General features: G+C 66.2%; 15 protein-coding genes. 4 read left to right on the top strand and 11 right to left on the bottom strand.

Translation table 11 applies throughout. The annotated features are described in order from the left end of the window. Positions 1 to 17 precede the first annotated feature (17 nt). From M2342_RS00410 to ispG, 3 genes are all read right to left on the bottom strand, one after another. The gene (locus M2342_RS00410; protein WP_264577634.1) at positions 18 to 2,348 is read right to left on the bottom strand and encodes a DNA translocase FtsK; all 2,331 of its coding nucleotides are present in this window, start codon (positions 2,346 to 2,348) and stop codon (positions 18 to 20) included. A 156-nt stretch (positions 2,349 to 2,504) separates the two neighbouring features. Continuing rightward, positions 2,505 to 2,822: a hypothetical protein gene (locus M2342_RS00405; RefSeq protein ID WP_264577633.1), complete on the bottom strand. Its 318-nt coding sequence runs from the start codon at positions 2,820 to 2,822 to the stop codon at positions 2,505 to 2,507. Next, entirely contained in the window at positions 2,819 to 3,985 is a 1,167-nt protein-coding gene (ispG, locus tag M2342_RS00400; RefSeq protein WP_264577632.1) for a flavodoxin-dependent (E)-4-hydroxy-3-methylbut-2-enyl-diphosphate synthase, read from the bottom strand. Before ispG ends, M2342_RS00405 begins: the two co-directional genes overlap by 4 nt. A 252-nt stretch (positions 3,986 to 4,237) precedes the next feature. On the opposite strand from ispG, the gene M2342_RS00395 reads away from it, so the two are divergent. After that, the gene (locus M2342_RS00395) at positions 4,238 to 4,507 is read left to right on the top strand and encodes a hypothetical protein (RefSeq protein WP_264577631.1); all 270 of its coding nucleotides are present in this window, start codon (positions 4,238 to 4,240) and stop codon (positions 4,505 to 4,507) included. A 2-nt stretch (positions 4,508 to 4,509) separates the two neighbouring features. On the opposite strand, the gene M2342_RS00390 is transcribed toward M2342_RS00395, so the two are convergent. From M2342_RS00390 to lysA, 3 genes are read right to left on the bottom strand one after another with little or no spacing between them, the layout of a single operon-like run. Continuing rightward, complete coding sequence (locus M2342_RS00390) at positions 4,510 to 5,415, bottom strand: SMP-30/gluconolactonase/LRE family protein (RefSeq protein ID WP_264577630.1); 906 nt, start codon at positions 5,413 to 5,415, stop codon at positions 4,510 to 4,512. A gap of 49 nt (positions 5,416 to 5,464) precedes the next feature. After that, positions 5,465 to 6,235, bottom strand: coding sequence for a siroheme synthase (locus M2342_RS00385; RefSeq protein ID WP_264577629.1), 771 nt, complete (start codon positions 6,233 to 6,235; stop codon positions 5,465 to 5,467). 52 nt (positions 6,236 to 6,287) lie between these two features. Next, positions 6,288 to 7,550 (bottom strand): diaminopimelate decarboxylase, encoded by a 1,263-nt coding sequence (lysA, locus tag M2342_RS00380; protein WP_264577628.1) that lies wholly within the window; start codon positions 7,548 to 7,550, stop codon positions 6,288 to 6,290. A 151-nt stretch (positions 7,551 to 7,701) separates the two neighbouring features. On the opposite strand from lysA, the gene msrP reads away from it, so the two are divergent. Genes msrP through M2342_RS00365 form a run of 3 tightly spaced genes read left to right on the top strand, consistent with a single transcriptional unit; the run spans position 7,702 to position 10,213 of the window. After that, positions 7,702 to 8,640, top strand: a complete 939-nt coding sequence (gene msrP / locus M2342_RS00375; RefSeq protein ID WP_264571757.1) for a protein-methionine-sulfoxide reductase catalytic subunit MsrP — start codon at positions 7,702 to 7,704, stop codon at positions 8,638 to 8,640. 4 nt (positions 8,641 to 8,644) lie between these two features. Beyond that, on the top strand, positions 8,645 to 9,292 hold the full coding sequence (locus tag M2342_RS00370) for a sulfite oxidase heme-binding subunit YedZ (RefSeq protein ID WP_264577627.1): 648 nt from the start codon (positions 8,645 to 8,647) through the stop codon (positions 9,290 to 9,292). Positions 9,293 to 9,325: 33 nt separating this feature from the next. Further along, a complete protein-coding gene (locus M2342_RS00365) occupies positions 9,326 to 10,213 on the top strand; it encodes a CHAD domain-containing protein (RefSeq protein ID WP_264577626.1) in 888 nt (295 codons plus the stop codon). A 5-nt stretch (positions 10,214 to 10,218) separates the two neighbouring features. Here the strand turns inward: M2342_RS00365 and galE are convergent, their stop codons facing one another. The 5 genes from galE to M2342_RS00340 form a co-directional block, all read right to left on the bottom strand. Next, complete coding sequence (galE, locus tag M2342_RS00360) at positions 10,219 to 11,226, bottom strand: UDP-glucose 4-epimerase GalE (protein ID WP_264577625.1); 1,008 nt, start codon at positions 11,224 to 11,226, stop codon at positions 10,219 to 10,221. A gap of 155 nt (positions 11,227 to 11,381) precedes the next feature. Beyond that, positions 11,382 to 12,464: a mannose-1-phosphate guanylyltransferase/mannose-6-phosphate isomerase gene (locus M2342_RS00355; RefSeq protein ID WP_264577624.1), complete on the bottom strand. Its 1,083-nt coding sequence runs from the start codon at positions 12,462 to 12,464 to the stop codon at positions 11,382 to 11,384. Positions 12,465 to 12,533: 69 nt separating this feature from the next. After that, positions 12,534 to 13,520 carry a type II secretion system F family protein gene (locus M2342_RS00350; RefSeq protein WP_264577623.1) on the bottom strand — a complete coding sequence of 329 codons (987 nt, stop codon included), beginning with the start codon at positions 13,518 to 13,520 and terminating at the stop codon, positions 12,534 to 12,536. 15 nt (positions 13,521 to 13,535) lie between these two features. Next, the gene (locus M2342_RS00345; protein ID WP_264577622.1) at positions 13,536 to 14,531 is read right to left on the bottom strand and encodes a type II secretion system F family protein; all 996 of its coding nucleotides are present in this window, start codon (positions 14,529 to 14,531) and stop codon (positions 13,536 to 13,538) included. 46 nt (positions 14,532 to 14,577) lie between these two features. Continuing rightward, the gene (locus tag M2342_RS00340; protein ID WP_181561220.1) at positions 14,578 to 15,867 is read right to left on the bottom strand and encodes an AAA family ATPase; all 1,290 of its coding nucleotides are present in this window, start codon (positions 15,865 to 15,867) and stop codon (positions 14,578 to 14,580) included.

Genomic DNA, 15,867 nt, shown 5'->3' with positions numbered 1-15,867 from the left:
GGGGCAACGGGCCGCTCTTACTTGGGATTGCCCATTTCGTCGCGCAGCACTTCCCGGCGGCCTACATGGTTGGGCGCGCCGACCATGCCTTCATTTTCCATCCGCTCGATGAGGCGCGCCGCGCTGTTATAGCCGATGCGCATCTGGCGCTGGAGCCAGCTGGTCGAGGCCTTCTGGTTCTCGAACACGAGCTGGCAGGCCTTGCGGAACAGCTTGGCATCGGCGCTGTCATCGCCGAGATCGACGCCATCGAGCGCGAAGCTGCCATCCTCGGGCTCCTCGGTGACCGCGGAAATGTAATCTGGCTGGCCCTTGGAGCGCCAATGGTCGGCGACGCCGCGCACCTCGTCATCGCTCACGAACGGCCCGTGGACGCGCATCAGGCCCTTGCCGCTCGCCATGTAGAGCATGTCGCCCTTCCCCAGCAGCTGCTCGGCGCCCTGCTCGCCCAGGATGGTGCGGCTGTCGATCTTCGAGGTGACGAAGAAGCTGATGCGGGTCGGCAGGTTCGCCTTGATGACGCCCGTGATGACGTCGACCGAGGGGCGCTGCGTGGCGAGGATGAGGTGGATGCCGGCCGCGCGCGCCTTCTGCGCGAGGCGCTGGATCAGGAATTCGACTTCCTTGCCGGCCGTCATCATCAGGTCGGCCAGCTCGTCGACCACCACCACGATCTGCGGCAGCGGCTGATAATCCAGCTCCTCCTCCTCGTAGATCGGCTGGCGGGTCTGCTCGTCGAAGCCGATCTGCACGCGGCGCCCCAGCGACTTGCCCTTGGCACGGGCGCCGCGGACCTTCTCATTATAGCCCGCCAGGTTGCGCACGCCGATGGAGGCCATCATGCGATAGCGATCCTCCATCTGCTCGACTGCCCATTTAAGCGCGCGGATGGCTTTGGCCGGCTCGGTGACGACCGGGGAGAGCAGATGCGGGATGTTGTCGTAGATGCTCAGTTCCAGCATCTTCGGGTCGATCATGATCAGGCGCAGATCGTCCGGTGTCATCCGGTAGAGCAGCGAGAGCAGCATGGTGTTGAGGCCGACCGACTTGCCCGAGCCGGTCGTACCCGCGACGAGCAGATGCGGCATGCCGGCGAGATCGGCAATGACCGGCTCACCGAAAATGTTCTTGCCGAGGATGATGGGCAGGCCGCCCTTCTGTTCGGCGAATTGCTGGCTGGTGATGAGCTGGTGCAGCACCACGGATTCGCGGTCCGCATTGGGCAGCTCGATGCCGATCACCGTCCGCCCCGGAATGGTGGCGACGCGCGCCGAGAGCGCGGACATGTTGCGGGCGATGTCGTCGGCGAGCTGGATGACGCGGCTGGCCTTGATGCCGGGGGCAGGCTCCAGCTCGTACATGGTGACGACGGGGCCGGGGCGCACCTCGGTGATCGCGCCCTTGACGTGGAAGTCATCGAGCACGCTTTCCAGCAGTCGCGCATTGCGCTCCAAGCCCGGCCGGTCGATCTTGCTGACTGCGCTGGCCGGCGCGGGTGACAGCAGATCGGGAGATGGCAGCGCGCCATTGCCGAACAGGTCTTCCTGTCCCGAAACCGGGCCGAACGCCTTGGGAATGGCGGCGCTGCTCGGCGACTGGATGGTGATCGGCTGGCGGGGTGTGGTGTCCACCGGGCGCCGTGGTTCCGCCTCGCGCTCGGGATGCGGGTCGCGTTCGGGCTCGGCGACATCCAGGCTGCGAGCTTTCGCCGTCCGCAAGGAGCCAAGGCTGGAGAGCAGCGGCAGGGCGGGGCGGGCGAGATGCCAAAGCGGCTTTTCGAGCGCGAGGCTGCGGACCCACAGCCATAGGCCGGACGCAATGAACGCCGCCAGCAGGAGCCATTGCAGAATGAGGTCGGCGGTTTCGCCAAGGCGCGCCGTCAGGGCCGTGAGGCCGTGGGCGAACAGGAAGCCGATGACGCCGCCCCACCGGGCCGGCAGCCCGACCAGCGGTTCGGGCTGGGCAATCCACAGGCCCGTGCCGATGAGCAGCAGGCCACCGAGGCATTTAGCGATCTGCCCCTGCCAGCCGCTCATGTCCGCATCGGCCCACAGGCGCCGCGCGAAGACGAGGATGAAGGGCAGCAGCAGCAAGGCGGGCAGGCCGGCAAAGGTGAAGAGAATGTCTGCCGCCCAGGCACCGGCGGCGCCCATCAGGTTGCGCGTCTCCGGCCCGGCGGCGGTGTTCAGCGCCTGGTCGCTCACCTTGTAGCTGAGCAGGGCCAGCAGCAGAAACAGCGCCAGCGCGTACAGCCCGACCGAGCCAGCAAAGGTGCCGATGCGGATCAGGCTCCGGCGCAGCATCGCCTGCCATTCGGGGGTCCGATTCATCGGTGCCCGACTTGCCATTGCCACTCACTCCTTCGTCCGGCGCGGCGGGGTCACGCACGCGCCGTGCCCGAAATGTTCCGCGCGGCGACAATCCTCTTTCACGGACTCGGCGTCAAGAGTCCCCGGTTTTTCGGCATGCTGGGCGCGCTACGGCCGACGCCGGGACTGCCAGCCTCACCGGCGAGGCGTTTCCCCGGTGCGAACGGCGTTCCCGATTTCCAGCGTGTCGATCCGCAGCCGGCTGATACGCGCCTGTCCGATGCGCAGTCGCCCGATGGCGAGCGCGCCGATGGCAATTGCGCCCATGGCGAGGGCACCCAATGCGAAGGCGCCGACCGCAACTGCGCCGGTCGCGGAGGCCCCCGTCGCCCTCGCACCGGTCGCCACCGCCCCCGTGGCGCTGGCGCCCGTGACGCGTAAGGCAGCCTGCGTCTGCGGCGCGCGCAGATCACGGCTCGGCGCGGAGGGGGCCATGTCGGGCCGGTCGGTCATTCGGCCGCCACGGCGCTGGCATTGCCAGCATCGCTCATTTCGGCCTCAAGCTTGGCCGCTTCGATCTCGGCCGCCTTGGCTTCTACCAGCGCGACGATGTGGTCGATCATCTGGGCATCGTTGATGTGGTGATCGGTCACGCCGGAGAGGTAGACCATATGCTTGCCATTGCCGCCGCCGGTGAGGCCGATGTCGGTCTCCCGCGCTTCGCCTGGGCCATTGACCACGCAGCCCAGCACGGAGAGCGAGATTGGCGTGTTGATGTGCTGCAGGCGGCTTTCCAGCGCCTCGACCGTACGGATCACATCGAAGCCTTGCCTTGCGCAGCTCGGGCAGGAGACGACGCGGACACCGCGCGTGCGGATGCCGAGCGACTTGAGGATCTCGTAGCCGACACGCACTTCCTCTTCCGGCTCGGCCGAGAGCGAGACGCGGATCGTGTCGCCGATGCCCGCCCAGAGCAGGTTGCCGATGCCGATGGCGCTCTTCACCGTGCCGCCGATAAGCCCGCCGGCTTCGGTGATGCCAAGGTGCAGCGGGCAGTCCACCGCGTCGGCAAGCTGCATATAGGCCGCGACGGCCAGGAACACGTCGCTGGCCTTCACCGCGACTTTATAGTCATGAAAGTCCTGGTCCTGCAGCAGCTTGATATGGTCGAGCGCGCTCTCCACCAGCGCCTCGGGGCAGGGCTCGCCATATTTTTCCAGGAGGTCCTTTTCGAGGCTGCCGGCATTCACGCCGATGCGGATGGCACAGCCATTGGCCTTGGCGGCATCCACCACTTCCTTCACGCGCGCGGCGGAGCCGATATTGCCGGGATTGATGCGCAGGCAGGCCGCGCCCGCATCGGCGGCTTCCAGCGCGCGCTTATAGTGGAAATGAATGTCCGCGATGATCGGCACCTTGGCAGCGCGGACGATCTGCTTCATCGCCGCCGTGCTCTCCACGTCCGGGCAGGAAACTCGGATGAGGTCGACACCGGCTTCCTCGCAGCGGCGGATCTGGTCGATCGTTGCCTTCGCGTCGGAGGTGGGGGTGTTGGTCATGGTCTGCACGGTCACGGGCGCGCCGCCGCCGACCGGCACGTTGCCGACCATGATCTGGCGGCACTCGCGCCGCGCAATGTCGCGCCACGGGCGCAGGCCGGGATTATGCTCTGACATGATTGTCCTTGGAGAGGGGGCGTGTCCGGGGGTCGGTCATCATCCCGGCGCTTATAGCCCCGCTCTAGGGCAGAGGCGAGGGGGGATTGTGCGGATCAACCCGCCGCGGGGGGCACGGGTCGCACCCGTCGCAAGTCGCCATCATGGCGCGCGCGGTAAATCGTCCCGACAAGAGACAGATGCGCCGAGCCGTTGGCACAGGCAGGAACCCGCGAACGCGCGGGACGTTTTCATCGCCGGAAGGATCGTGACATGGCGCATTCACCTGTGCAGGCTTTGAGCTCTGCCGTTCGTCACCCGGGCATTCACGTCAAATCATTCGATGGCACGGCCATTGGCGCGCGTTACGAGCCTGGCAAGCTCAATCACTGTCCCGATTGCGCCAGCACCCAATGGTATGTCGGACGCGTCAGTGCCCAATGCGCCGTCTGCGAAACGGCGCTGCCGCTCGCACAGGCCTGCTACGTGACCAGCCCCCCGGTGTTTGTGACCCGCTTCGCCAAGCGAGCCAACAAAGCCTAGGCTTAGCCGCCAAAGGGTGCCTCGGGCAGACCCGGCACATCGACGGGAAAGCTGAAAATCGCGCCGGCATGCGGCTCGCGTGCCAACGCCTCCTCGTGCAGCCCGGCCCGCGCCGTGGTGACATAAGCGGTGCGCAGATCCTCACCCCCGAATGCGATCATGGTCGGTCGGCTGACCGGCAGCGTCACCGTCTGGAGCAACTCGCCTTCGGGCGAGAGCCTCACAACCCGGCCACCCTCGAACAGGGCGCTCCAGTAACAACCCTCCGCATCGAACGATCCGCCATCGGGGCGCCCGGTGCCGTGCTCGAACTGGTGAAGGATGCGGCGGTTGGAGAGCGTGCCGCTCGCCGGATCGGCATCATAGGCGCGCAGGGCGTGGCTGGGGGTGTCCGCGTGGCAGAAGGTCGTCCCCGACGCATTGAAGGCAGCAGCGTTGCAGGTGAGCATGCCGCCTTCGATCAGGTCGATCGCCCCATCCGTGCCGACGCGATAGAGCGCGGCATCATGCGCGCTCTTGGCCATGTTGACGCTGCCCACCCAGAACCGCCCGGCCGAATCCGTCCGCCCATCATTGAAGCGCAGGTCCGGCTTGTCCGAGAGAATCTGATCGCCAAAGGGCTGCGGCTCGGAGCCCCAGTCGGCCAGAATGGCGAGGCCGTCTTTCATCGCCAGCAGCAAGCCACCGGCCGCGCGGAAGGCGAAGCAGCCGACCGGCTGGGCGAAGGGGCGCATCTCGTCCGCGCCCGTTTCTGGGTCGAAGCGGTGCAGTTCATTGCGCAGGATATCCACCCAATAAAGCCGGTGCTCGGCGGCGTGCCAGCGCGGCCCTTCGCCAAGTGCGGCGCGGGCATCGAGCGCGACCGATAGGGCGGGCGAGGCTGCGGGGGCGGAGGGATGTGACGTCATGAACGATCTCCTGAGCCGGGATTCCCGGCGCTGACGGCGGAAAGGCCTATCAATCCTCGGCCGGGACGAGCCAGACGGTCAGCCCCGGCATTTCGGGCGGAGCTTCTTCCGCGCTGAGCGGCAGGCGTTCCGCGTCGGCGCGGGCGCGGGCGAGAATGGCGGGCGGGGTGTCGGGGGCGAACAGGATGCGGTCTGCCTGGCCGAGCGTGCGGGCTTCCCGAACCGTCAGGTCATCCGGGTCGTCCGAGCGCAAGGCGATGACATGCACGGCGCGAGAGGCCGGCGCGATGCGCGCTTCCAGCCACGGGTCTACCGCAGGCGTGCCGAAGGGGTCGAGCATGCCGCCCGGCGCCAGCGCCTCGCCAAGCGCGCGGCGGCGGTCGCGGGCATCGGGCCAGGCCTCCCGCATTGCGGCCTTGGCGGCATTGAGCGCGCTGGCGAGGGCGCCAAGCCGTGCCGGGAGGATCGTCTCCAGCCGCTGGCGCAAGGCTGCGGCCAGCCCCGAGGAGGCGCCGCCCGTGGAAACGGCGACCAGCACCGGATCGCGGTCCACAATGGCGGGGGTCGTGAAATCGCACAAGGCTGGCCGGTCGACGACATTGACCAGCAGTCCGCGCGCCTTGAGCCGCTCTGCGGCGGCTTGAGCGGCCGTTTCATCCTCCAGCGCCACGAAGGCGATGCGGGCAGTGGCATTCTCGTCCGCAACCGGCACGCCGCCGGCGCGCTCGATCAGCCGGCGCTTGGCGTCGGCGGCCTCGCCGGTGCCGAGCAGGATGACCGGCTGGCCCGACAGGGTGACGAAGAGCGGAAGGCTGTGCATGGCGCACTCCTAGCCGGTCCTGGCCCGTCCGTCTGCCCCTTGCGGCCGATGCTCAGTCCTTGAGGAAATCCGGCAGGCGCTCGGCGGCGATGATCGCCTCGGGCATGATGCGGTCGGCAACGACGGCGAACTGGTCGCCATCCACCATCACTTCGGGCACCAGCGCGCGCGAATTGTAGGTGCTCGCCATCGTTGCGCCATAGGCACCGGCGGTGCGGAAGATGCCGAGATCGCCGGTCTTCACCACGTCGATATCGCGGGCCATGGCGAAGGTGTCGCCGCTCTCGCAGACCGGGCCAGCGATGTTGGCCACGATCCGCTCGCCGGTCGGCGCGACAGCCTCGAAATCGTGAAAGGCATCGTACATGGCGGGCCGGGCGAGGTCGTTCATGGCCGCATCAACGATCACATAGGGGCGGATGACGCCGGGCTTCACCCAGATGACGCGGGTGAGCAGCACGCCGGCATTGCCGACGATCACGCGGCCCGGCTCGAAATAGAGCGTGACGTCCCAGCCCTTGGTCGCCCGCTCCACCATTGCGCCATAATCGGCCGGCGTCGGCGGCACCTTCGTGCGTTCATAGGGCACGCCGAGTCCACCACCCAGATCGATGCGGTCGATGGTGTGGCCGGCCGCGCGGAGTTCGCCCATCAGCGCGCCGATCTTGCCATAGGCGGCTTCGAGCGGGGCGAGGTCGAACAACTGGCTGCCGATATGCGTGGCGATGCCGCGCAGATTGAGGCCGGGCAGGGCGCAGAGCCGCTGGAAGATGCCGCCCGCCTGGTCGATGGGAACGCCGAACTTGTTCTCCTTCATGCCGGTGGAGATCTTGGCGTGCGTGCCGGCATCGACGTCCGGGTTGACGCGCAGCACGGCATCGGCGGTCTTGCCCATCGCGGCGGCGATCTCGGCGAGGACGGCGCCCTCCTCCTCCAGCTCGATGTTGAACTGGCCGATCCCGGCTTCCAGCGCCGCGCTCAGTTCAGCGCGAGTCTTGCCAACGCCGGAGAAGACGATGTCCTTGGCCGGCATGCCTGCCGCCAGCGCGCGCTGCATCTCGCCGCCCGAGACGATATCCGCGCCATAGCCCTCGCGCGCCAGCACGCGCAGCACGGAGAGATTGGGGTTGGCCTTGATGGCAAAGGCGATGTGCTTGCGCGGCAGGCCGGCCAGCGCCTCGCGGAACACGCGGGCATGGCGCTCCAGCGTGGCGCGCGAATAGATGTAGACCGGTGTCCCGACGGCCTCGGCAATCGCCGCCATCGGCACGTCCTCGGCGTGCAGCACGCCATCCTTGTAAGCGAAATGATCCATGATCTGCGCCCCTAGAGGCTGGTGCGGCGGATGGAAACCGGCTTTTGCGTCTGGCGGGAGGGGTTATTGCCCCTTCGGTCATGGCCATGTTCATTGCACATGCAGCCAAGGGCAGGCATTGTTCCGGCTCTGGGGGCAGGAGAGTCTTGCCATGCTGATCCGTCAATCTGCCGACCTGACCGAAAACGACGTCACCGATGAAGCGCTGTATCTGCGCCGGCGCGAGTTCATTGCCGGTGTGGCCGGCATCGGCGCCGCCGGACTGATCGCGCCGGCGGCGATGGCGGCGGATGCGCCGGCGACAGTCAAATTCTCATCCAACAAGATGAAGATCGACGAGACGCCGACGCCCTTTGCGGACGTCTCGACCTACAATAATTTCTACGAGTTCGGCACTGACAAGAGCGACCCGGCGGCCAATGCCGGCAGCCTGCGAATCGCGCCCTGGACCGTCGCCGTGGATGGCCTGTGCCAGAAGCCGCGTAAGTTCGATATTTCAGACATCGTGCGCCGCTTTCCGTTGGAAGAACGCATCTACCGGATGCGCTGCGTCGAGGCCTGGTCGATGGTCATTCCATGGATCGGCTTTCCTCTCTCCGCGCTGCTGCGCGAAGTGGAGCCACTCGGCAGCGCTAAATATGTGGCTTTCCAGACCCTCAACGATCCCAAGCAGATGCCCGGCCAGCGCCGGAACGTGATCGAATGGCCCTATCGCGAAGGCTTGCGGCTGGATGAGGCGATGAATCCCCTCACGTTGCTTTCGGTGGGCCTCTATGGCCGCCTGCTCCCCCGCCAGAACGGCGCGCCCATTCGCCTGGTCGTGCCGTGGAAATATGGCTTCAAGGGCATCAAGTCGATCGTGCGGATCACGCTAACCGACCGCCAGCCGCGCACCAGCTGGCAGATGCTCGCGCCCGACGAATATGGCTTTTACGGCAATGTGAACCCGGATGTGGATCATCCTCGCTGGTCGCAGGCGCGTGAGCGGCGCATCGGCGAGCTGCTGCGCCGCAAGACGCTGCCGTTCAATGGCTATGGCGATCAGGTTGCGAGTCTCTATCGCGGCATGAACCCCAAGAAGCTTTACTGACGGCATGACCAGGAAGACGCGCGATCGCCTGATCTCTGCGCTGGTCTGGCTGCTGTGCGTGGCGCCCCTGCTGCTGTTCGTCTGGCAGGGCCTGACCGGTGGACTCACGGCCAATCCCATCGAATATGTGTTGCGTGAGCTGGGCCTGTGGGGCCTGCGCTTCCTGTGCATCACGCTGGCGATCAGTCCACTGGCCAAGCTGCTCAAAATGCCGGCGCTGTTGCGCTATCGCCGCCGCATTGGCCTGTGGGCCTTTGCCTATGTGGCGCTGCATCTGATCATGTATGTGGCCGTGGACCAGCAGTTCGGCTGGTCGTTCATCGTCGCGGATATCGTCAAGCGGCCCTACATCACCATCGGCATGGCAGCCTTCGTGCTGCTGGTCCCGCTGGCGATCACCTCCGCCAATCGCATCCGGCGCAAGATGCGCGTGCGCGCATGGCGGCGCTTGCACCAGCTTGTCTACCTCATCGCGATCATGGGCGTCGTGCACTATTTCCTGCTGGTGAAGGCCGATACACGCTCGCCGCTGATCTACGGGGGGATCGTGGCGGCGCTGCTCGGCTGGCGAGCGGTCATGCGGCTGCGCGCAGGGCGTGCGCGGCCGGCTTCCGCCGCATCCCAGCTGGACCAGCCTGCCCCGAGTCTTTAGCGTCAGGCCCGTCACGAGGGGGGTGGGCGCGACATGCCGTTTCGGTTCAGATCGTCCGATACATCCGTGGAGGAGGGTTTCCGCCGGATCGCCTGCGAGCGGCTGGATGAGGCGCTCGCTCTCCTTCGCGGCGCTGAGGAGCCGCCCGCGCGAATCGTTCATCAGCTGCGGCGGACCTGCAAGGCGATGCGCGGCCTGCTGCGGCTCGTCCGCCCCGCCTTTCCAGCCTATCAAGCCGAAAATGCCGCCTTCCGGGATATCGCAGCAATGCTTTCCGGCGCGCGGGACAGCGCGGTGCTGATCGAGACGCTGGATAGCCTGATCGATGCGGACGAGGCGCGCCAGGACTGGGCGATGCTGCGGTCACATTGGGCAGCGCCGGGGCATGGTGCTGCCGGGGCTATGGCCGAGCAGATCGAGTCATGTCGGGCGCCGTTGCTCGCCGCCCGCGTCCGCGCGCCGACATGGGCGCTCACCGCGCGGGGCGAGGACGCGATCTTGCCGGGCTTGCGCAAGACGTATCGGCAGGCCCGGCAAGCGATGCGCGCGCTCGAGGCCGTCAGCGGAACGCCCGCTGCTGCGCAAGCCAGTCATGCATGGCGCAAGCACGTCAAATATCACGGCCAGCATATCCGCCTTCTGAGCCGGTTGAACCCGGACCTCGCGAAGCGGCGCCTCGCCAGGACCGATCGTCTCGGCGACCTACTGGGCGACCGGCACGATCTCGACATGCTGATCGCGCGCCTGCGTCAGGATGGTGGATTGCTGTCCGACCCCGCTGCGGCGGCGCACCTCGCTGCTCTGGCGCACAAACGCGCCGAGGCTCTTGCCCGCAAGGCGACCCGGCTGGGCGAGGCGTTGTTCGCGGAGAAACCCTCAGACTTTGCCGCGCACTGGGCGATCCCGCCGCACCGGCGCTGAACCGCTCAGCTGTCGCCGCGGATGTCCGAGAGCTTGCGCTCCCATGCCAGCGCGTGATCGACAATGGTGTTGAGATCCGCATAAGCGGGTTGCCAGGGCAGGGTGGCCTTGATGCGGCTGTTGTCGGAGATGAGCGCCGGCGGATCGCCAGCGCGCCGGCCTTCGATGCGGCGCTCCACCTTGCGGTTCGTCACCCGGTCCACCGCGTCGAGTACGTCCAGCACCGAGAAGCCACGGCCATAGCCGCAGTTCATCGTCAGATTGCGCTCCGGCTCGGCCATGAGCGCTTCCAGCGCCAGCACATGTGCGGCAGCCAGATCGCTCACATGGATGTAATCGCGCACACCGGTGCCATCCGGCGTGTCGAAATCCGTGCCGAAGACCGCGACGCTCTCGCGCTTGCCCAGTGCCGCTTCCACCGCGACCTTGATGAGGTGGGTCGCACCCGCCGTCGACTGGCCGGACCGCCCCTGCGGGTCCGCGCCGGCGACGTTGAAATAGCGCAGCGCGCAGAAATTGAGCGGATGGGCCGCGGCGACGTCCGCCAGCATGATCTCGGTCATCAGCTTAGACATGCCGTAAGGGTTGATCGGCTGCTTGGGGCTGTCTTCGGGCACCGGGCTTTCCTTGGGAATACCATAGGTAGCGGCGGTGGAGGAAAAGATGAAGTGCGGCACGCCGGCCTGAACAGCCGCCTCGATGAGGGCGCGGCTGTTGGCGGTGTTGTTGCGATAATATTTGAGCGGATTCTCGACGGATTCAGGGACGATGATGGAGCCTGCGAAGTGCATGATGCCCTTGACGTCATGCTGCCGCAGCACGCCTTCCATGAACGCGGCGTCGCCGATATCGCCTTCCACGAACGCGGCTTTCTCATGCACGGCCCAGCGGAAGCCGGTGGTGAGATTATCGACCACGACGACCGGCCATCCCCCATCAACCAGCGCCAGCACGGCGTGGCTGCCGATATAGCCGGCGCCGCCGGTGACGAGGATGGTGGGCTTGTCGGTCATCGGATTGTCCTTGCTGCGTGGGGCCGCCTTGCCACGAGCGTGTTGAGCTTGGAAGTGCCCTTTGCCGCTCTACACGAACTGCGCGACAACCGGCAGGACGATCATCAACGCCAAGACGATCAGCAGTGCCCGCAGCCAGTGAGGGCGGGCGCGATTCATGACCGCCCCGACCGCTCGCTCAGCGCCGCGACAGCCTTGCGGACATCCTGAGAGCGCCCGCGCGGCAGGATGACGATCTCGTCGCCCGATGCGATGACGATCAGGTCCTCCGCCCCGACGACGGTCACGGCCGGGCCATCGCTGCGGATCAGGCAGCCCCTGGCATCAATGGCATAGGCAGCGCCTTGCAGGGCATTGTCCGCCTCATCCTTGTCGGCGAGGTCGTAGAGCGCATCCCAACTCCCCACGTCGGACCAGCCCATGCTGACCGGGACGCAGGCGACCTTGTCCGCCCGTTCCATCACCGCATAATCGATCGAGTCGGACGGGCATTGCGCGAAGGCTGAGGCATCCGGCAGAATCGCGGCACCTTGGCGGGTGGCTGCCGCCATCGCCGCGCGCGCAGCGGCCAACATCGCGGGCTGGTGCGTCGCGAGTGCGGCAAGAAAGTCGCGTGCGCCAAACAGGAAGATGCCGGCGTTCCAAACATGCCCGCCCCGTGCGAGCATCTGTGCGGCGCGGGTTGCGTCAGGTTTTTCGACAAAGCGGCTGACGGTGTTGACGCCCGCAGCCAGTTCGTCCCCGAGCGCGATATAGCCAAAACCAGTTTCCGGTGCGGTCGGCTCGATACCGAAGGTCACGAGCCAGCCATCGGCGACCAGCGGCCGGGCGCGCTCGATGGCGGCATGGAAAGCCGGGACGTCAGCGATCACATGATCGCTCGGCATCACCAGCATGGCGCTGTCGCTCTCTTCCAAGGCAAGCGCGGCGAGCGCGATGGCAGGCGCCGTGTTGCGGGCGCTCGGTTCGAGAATCAGCGTCGGCTCGGGCCCCGCCTGTTTGCGGATGAGCTCGGCATGGGCCGCGTTCGCAACGACAATCGGCGGCGCGCTGCGCACCAGGCCGGCAATCCGACCAAGCGTCAGCTCGAACATGGTTTCCGGCGCAGTGAGGGCAATGAACTGCTTGGGGCGCTCGTTGCGACTGACCGGCCAGAGCCGCGTGCCCGATCCTCCCGAGAGGATGACCGGCGTGATGATCTGGGCGGGCAGTGTCGGTCTCCTGATAGCCGGTTCCACGATGGCGACTGTTGTCCTAGTGGCGCACGGGCCACGCGGCCGCAAGGCGAGCCGCGATGAAATGCCCGTTTAAAGCAACGCCTTCTTGATGGAGCAGGCCGCCGGGCCAAGAATGACGACGAACAGCGTCGGCAGGATGAACAGGATCAGCGGGATGGTCATGATCGCCGGCAGGCGCGCCGCTTTTTCCTCGGCGCGCATCATGCGCTCATGGCGGAATTCGGCGGAGAGGATGCGCAGCGCAGAGGCCAGCGGCGTGCCGTATTTCTCGGTCTGGATCATCGTGGTGACGACACCCTTGAGCGCCTCGACATCCACCCGCTCGGCCAGATTTTCGAAGGCCATGCGCCGCTCGGTGAGGAAGGACAGCTCGATGGAGGTGAGCTGAAATTCCTCGCCCAGTTCGGGATAGGCCGAGCCCAGTTCGCGGGCGACGCGCGCGAAGGCGGCATCCACGGTCAGGCCGGCCTCGGCGCAGATCACCAGCAGATCGAGCGCATCGGGAATACCCTTGCGGATCGCATCGGAGCGCTTGGTGACCTTGTTGCCAACATAGAGGTCCGGCGCCTTGTAGCTGAGCAGCAGGGCCCCGGCGAAGGCGCCGAACTTCTTGAGCGGTCCCCAGTGGGGCCAGAGGTCAAAGCCGTAAATCAGCAGAGCGGCCGAGCCGCCCACGGCGATTGGCAGCACCAGCCGCGCGAAAATCACCGCGATGGCATATTCTTTGGAGCGGATGCCGGCCTGGGCGAGCTTCTTCTGCGCATCCCTCACCTGATCGTCCTGCAGCACCTTGAGCGAGGACAGGAAGCGCTGCATCCAGTCGGTCGTGTCGCTCTGGTGGACGATCTTGGTCCGCCGCTTGGACGGGGCAACGATGATGCCGGCCTTGAGCTGCTCGCGGCGATCGTTCAGCGCCCGCAGACGCCGGCCCATCGGATTGCGCACCGTCGTGGCGGCGTAGAGCGCGACCAGCACGGCGAAGGTCGCCATGGCGGCAAGCAAGGTGCCGAGATCGGCTGCGGTGAGGCCAAAGAGCGTGGCGCCGGTGGATTGCATGATCGCGCGCTCCCCTCAGATCTCGAAGCTGATCATCTTGGCCATGATGAACACACCGATGCTCATCCACATCATCGCGCCGATGGCGATGACCTGCATCAGGCTGAGGCCGAACACGCCATTGGGATCGCCGATGAAAAAGGCCGACATATATTTGAAGTTGATCCAGCTGATCAGCCCGAAGACGATGAAGGGCAGAGCGCCGATGATGTAGGCCGATGCCTTGGACTCGGACGACATGGCGCGAATCTTCAGCTTCATCTGCGCGCGCTGGCGCAGAACGTTGCTGAGGTTGGCGAGCGTTTCGGCCAGATTGCCGCCCGTCTCGCGCTGGATGTTGATGGTGATGCAGAAGAACTTGAATTCCGCCGTGCCGAGCCGGGCAGCGGTTTCCTGCAGCGCCTGGTCCATCGACTGGCCAATCTTGATCCGCTCGGTGATGAGCTTGAATTCCTCACCCACCGGCCCGGGGATTTCCTGGCTGACAACCATCATCGTCTCGCCCACCGGCAAGCCGGAACGCAGGCCGCGCACGAGCAGGTCGAGCGCGTCAGGAAAATTGGTGGTGAATTTGTTGACCCGGCGGGCAATCAGCCGACCGACGACGAAATGCGGGACCCCGAAGCCGATCGCGGTCGCGACGAGCACCGACAGAAGAAACGAATAATCGCGCAGCACCATGATGGCGAGCACGGCAATCGCCAGCGCGACGGACGTCGTGACATATTGGCTGAGCGTCCATTTCTTGCCCGTCATGCGCAGCCGAGTGGCGAGCAATTCCGGGTTCGGGATCAGCGATGTGAACAGATGCCCCTGATCGAGCCCCCGGGCGGCAATCGCCTTGCGCATCCGCGCTTCGATCTGGTTGCTCTCGCTGCTCGCATGGCGCCCACGAATGGCGGCGATCCGGCGGCTCCCGACACGGTCGGCGGACGGCCCGGAGAGGGCCATGACCAGCAAGGCGATCGCCATCGCCGCGAGCAGGATCAGCAGGAGAAGCTGGCTATTCATCAGGGTCTCATCCAGTTACGTCTTGCTCGCAGGCGCTGGCATCGCGTCAGTCGTTGCCCGGGACAGAATCGGCATCCATCTTCTTTTTCGCCTTGCCCGGAATCTTCACCTCCAGCAGCCGGCCGATCAGCGATCCGCCGCTCTTGCCTTTGGCACCCGTCTCGGCGAGGTCGGCCGAGTTCAGTCGGTTGCTCAGATCGAGCAAGGCCTGGCCCAGCTTGCTGGAGCGGCCGCTTTCCGCTGCCGTCTTGCCCAGCTTGGCCGCCTGGGCGGTGACCTTGGCGTCATAGGGCAGCACCACGTCGATGGCCCGCTCGATGCTCTGCTCGAAGTCCTTGCGGGTGATCTCCGCCACGCCGACCTGCACCTTGTTTGCGGCCACGATTACCTGCGATTGCGGGGCGTTCGTCTTGAGCCAGGAGAGGATGCGGATGGTATCGCGCGCCGCCGCGAGCGTGAAGTCGGTGACCAGCACGATGGCGCTGGATTCATGGATCAAATGCGGGTGCTGGACCAACATGCCACGCGGCATATCCACGAACGTCCATTCGAAAGCAGACCGCAGCTCTTCCTCCAGCTGGAAGTAAGCCGATCCGTCCGTCAGCAATGGCTGGCTGATCGGCGCTTCGGCCGAGAGCACGGCCAGCGTTTCGCTGGCGCGGACCATGGCGCGCTCGATGAAGAGCCCGTCGATGCGGCTGGGATTTTCCACCGCATCAGTGAGGCCGCGCCCCGGTTCGAGATCGAGCGCGAGGGCGCCGGTGCCGAAATGCACGTCGAGATCGAGCAGGGCCGTCGAGCGCTTGCCGCGCGCGCTGGTGAGATAAGCGAGTGACGTGGCGACAGTGGAGGCGCCGACGCCCCCGCGCGCGCCAACGACAGACACCATCATGTGCGCCCGCTCACTCGCCACCTCTGCCTTGGGCGTCAGGAAGACCGCCTGAGCGCCGGTGAGAATATCGCGCATGGTGTCGACGGCGAGCGGCTTGAGCAGATAATCCTGCAGGCCGCTGGCGACGAGATCGCGGTACAGGCGCACGTCGTTCACCTGCCCCGAGGCAATCACCACCGTGCCCGGCTCGCAGACCTCCGCCAGACTGTTGATGTCGGTGAGCGGGTCGGCCGATTCGGAGAGGTCGACAAAGAGGATGTTGGGGCTTGCGGACATCGAGAGCGACTGCACAGCGTTGCGCAGCCCGCCCTTGTAGAGCTTCTCGGTGGGCCAGCCCATCTCCTGCACCGCCGTCCGCAGAACCTCGAGGCTATGATCGTCGCAGACATAGGCGTGAAACGCATCGCGGCCATGCGGTCCGCCGGCTTTCCAGGGTGCGTTCAT

The organism is Sphingobium sp. B8D3A, assembly GCF_025961995.1.
GTDB lineage: Bacteria > Pseudomonadota > Alphaproteobacteria > Sphingomonadales > Sphingomonadaceae > Sphingobium.
The sequence above is the reverse complement of the archived record's forward strand: the minus strand, read 5'-3'. Positions and strand labels throughout refer to the sequence as shown.

Coding starts and splice junctions, on each gene's coding strand:
- ispG (WP_264577632.1), bottom strand. CDS start 3,985: ATGTCAGAGCATAATCCCGGCCTGCGCCCGTGGCGCGACATTGCGCGG.
- M2342_RS00385 (WP_264577629.1), bottom strand. CDS start 6,235: ATGCACAGCCTTCCGCTCTTCGTCACCCTGTCGGGCCAGCCGGTCATC.
- M2342_RS00390 (WP_264577630.1), bottom strand. CDS start 5,415: ATGACGTCACATCCCTCCGCCCCCGCAGCCTCGCCCGCCCTATCGGTC.
- M2342_RS00350 (WP_264577623.1), bottom strand. CDS start 13,520: ATGCAATCCACCGGCGCCACGCTCTTTGGCCTCACCGCAGCCGATCTC.
- M2342_RS00410 (WP_264577634.1), bottom strand. CDS start 2,348: ATGGCAAGTCGGGCACCGATGAATCGGACCCCCGAATGGCAGGCGATG.
- M2342_RS00365 (WP_264577626.1), top strand. CDS start 9,326: ATGCCGTTTCGGTTCAGATCGTCCGATACATCCGTGGAGGAGGGTTTC.
- M2342_RS00395 (WP_264577631.1), top strand. CDS start 4,238: ATGGCGCATTCACCTGTGCAGGCTTTGAGCTCTGCCGTTCGTCACCCG.
- M2342_RS00345 (WP_264577622.1), bottom strand. CDS start 14,531: ATGAATAGCCAGCTTCTCCTGCTGATCCTGCTCGCGGCGATGGCGATC.
- M2342_RS00340 (WP_181561220.1), bottom strand. CDS start 15,867: ATGAACGCACCCTGGAAAGCCGGCGGACCGCATGGCCGCGATGCGTTT.
- M2342_RS00370 (WP_264577627.1), top strand. CDS start 8,645: ATGACCAGGAAGACGCGCGATCGCCTGATCTCTGCGCTGGTCTGGCTG.
- lysA (WP_264577628.1), bottom strand. CDS start 7,550: ATGGATCATTTCGCTTACAAGGATGGCGTGCTGCACGCCGAGGACGTG.
- M2342_RS00405 (WP_264577633.1), bottom strand. CDS start 2,822: ATGACCGACCGGCCCGACATGGCCCCCTCCGCGCCGAGCCGTGATCTG.
- msrP (WP_264571757.1), top strand. CDS start 7,702: ATGCTGATCCGTCAATCTGCCGACCTGACCGAAAACGACGTCACCGAT.
- galE (WP_264577625.1), bottom strand. CDS start 11,226: ATGACCGACAAGCCCACCATCCTCGTCACCGGCGGCGCCGGCTATATC.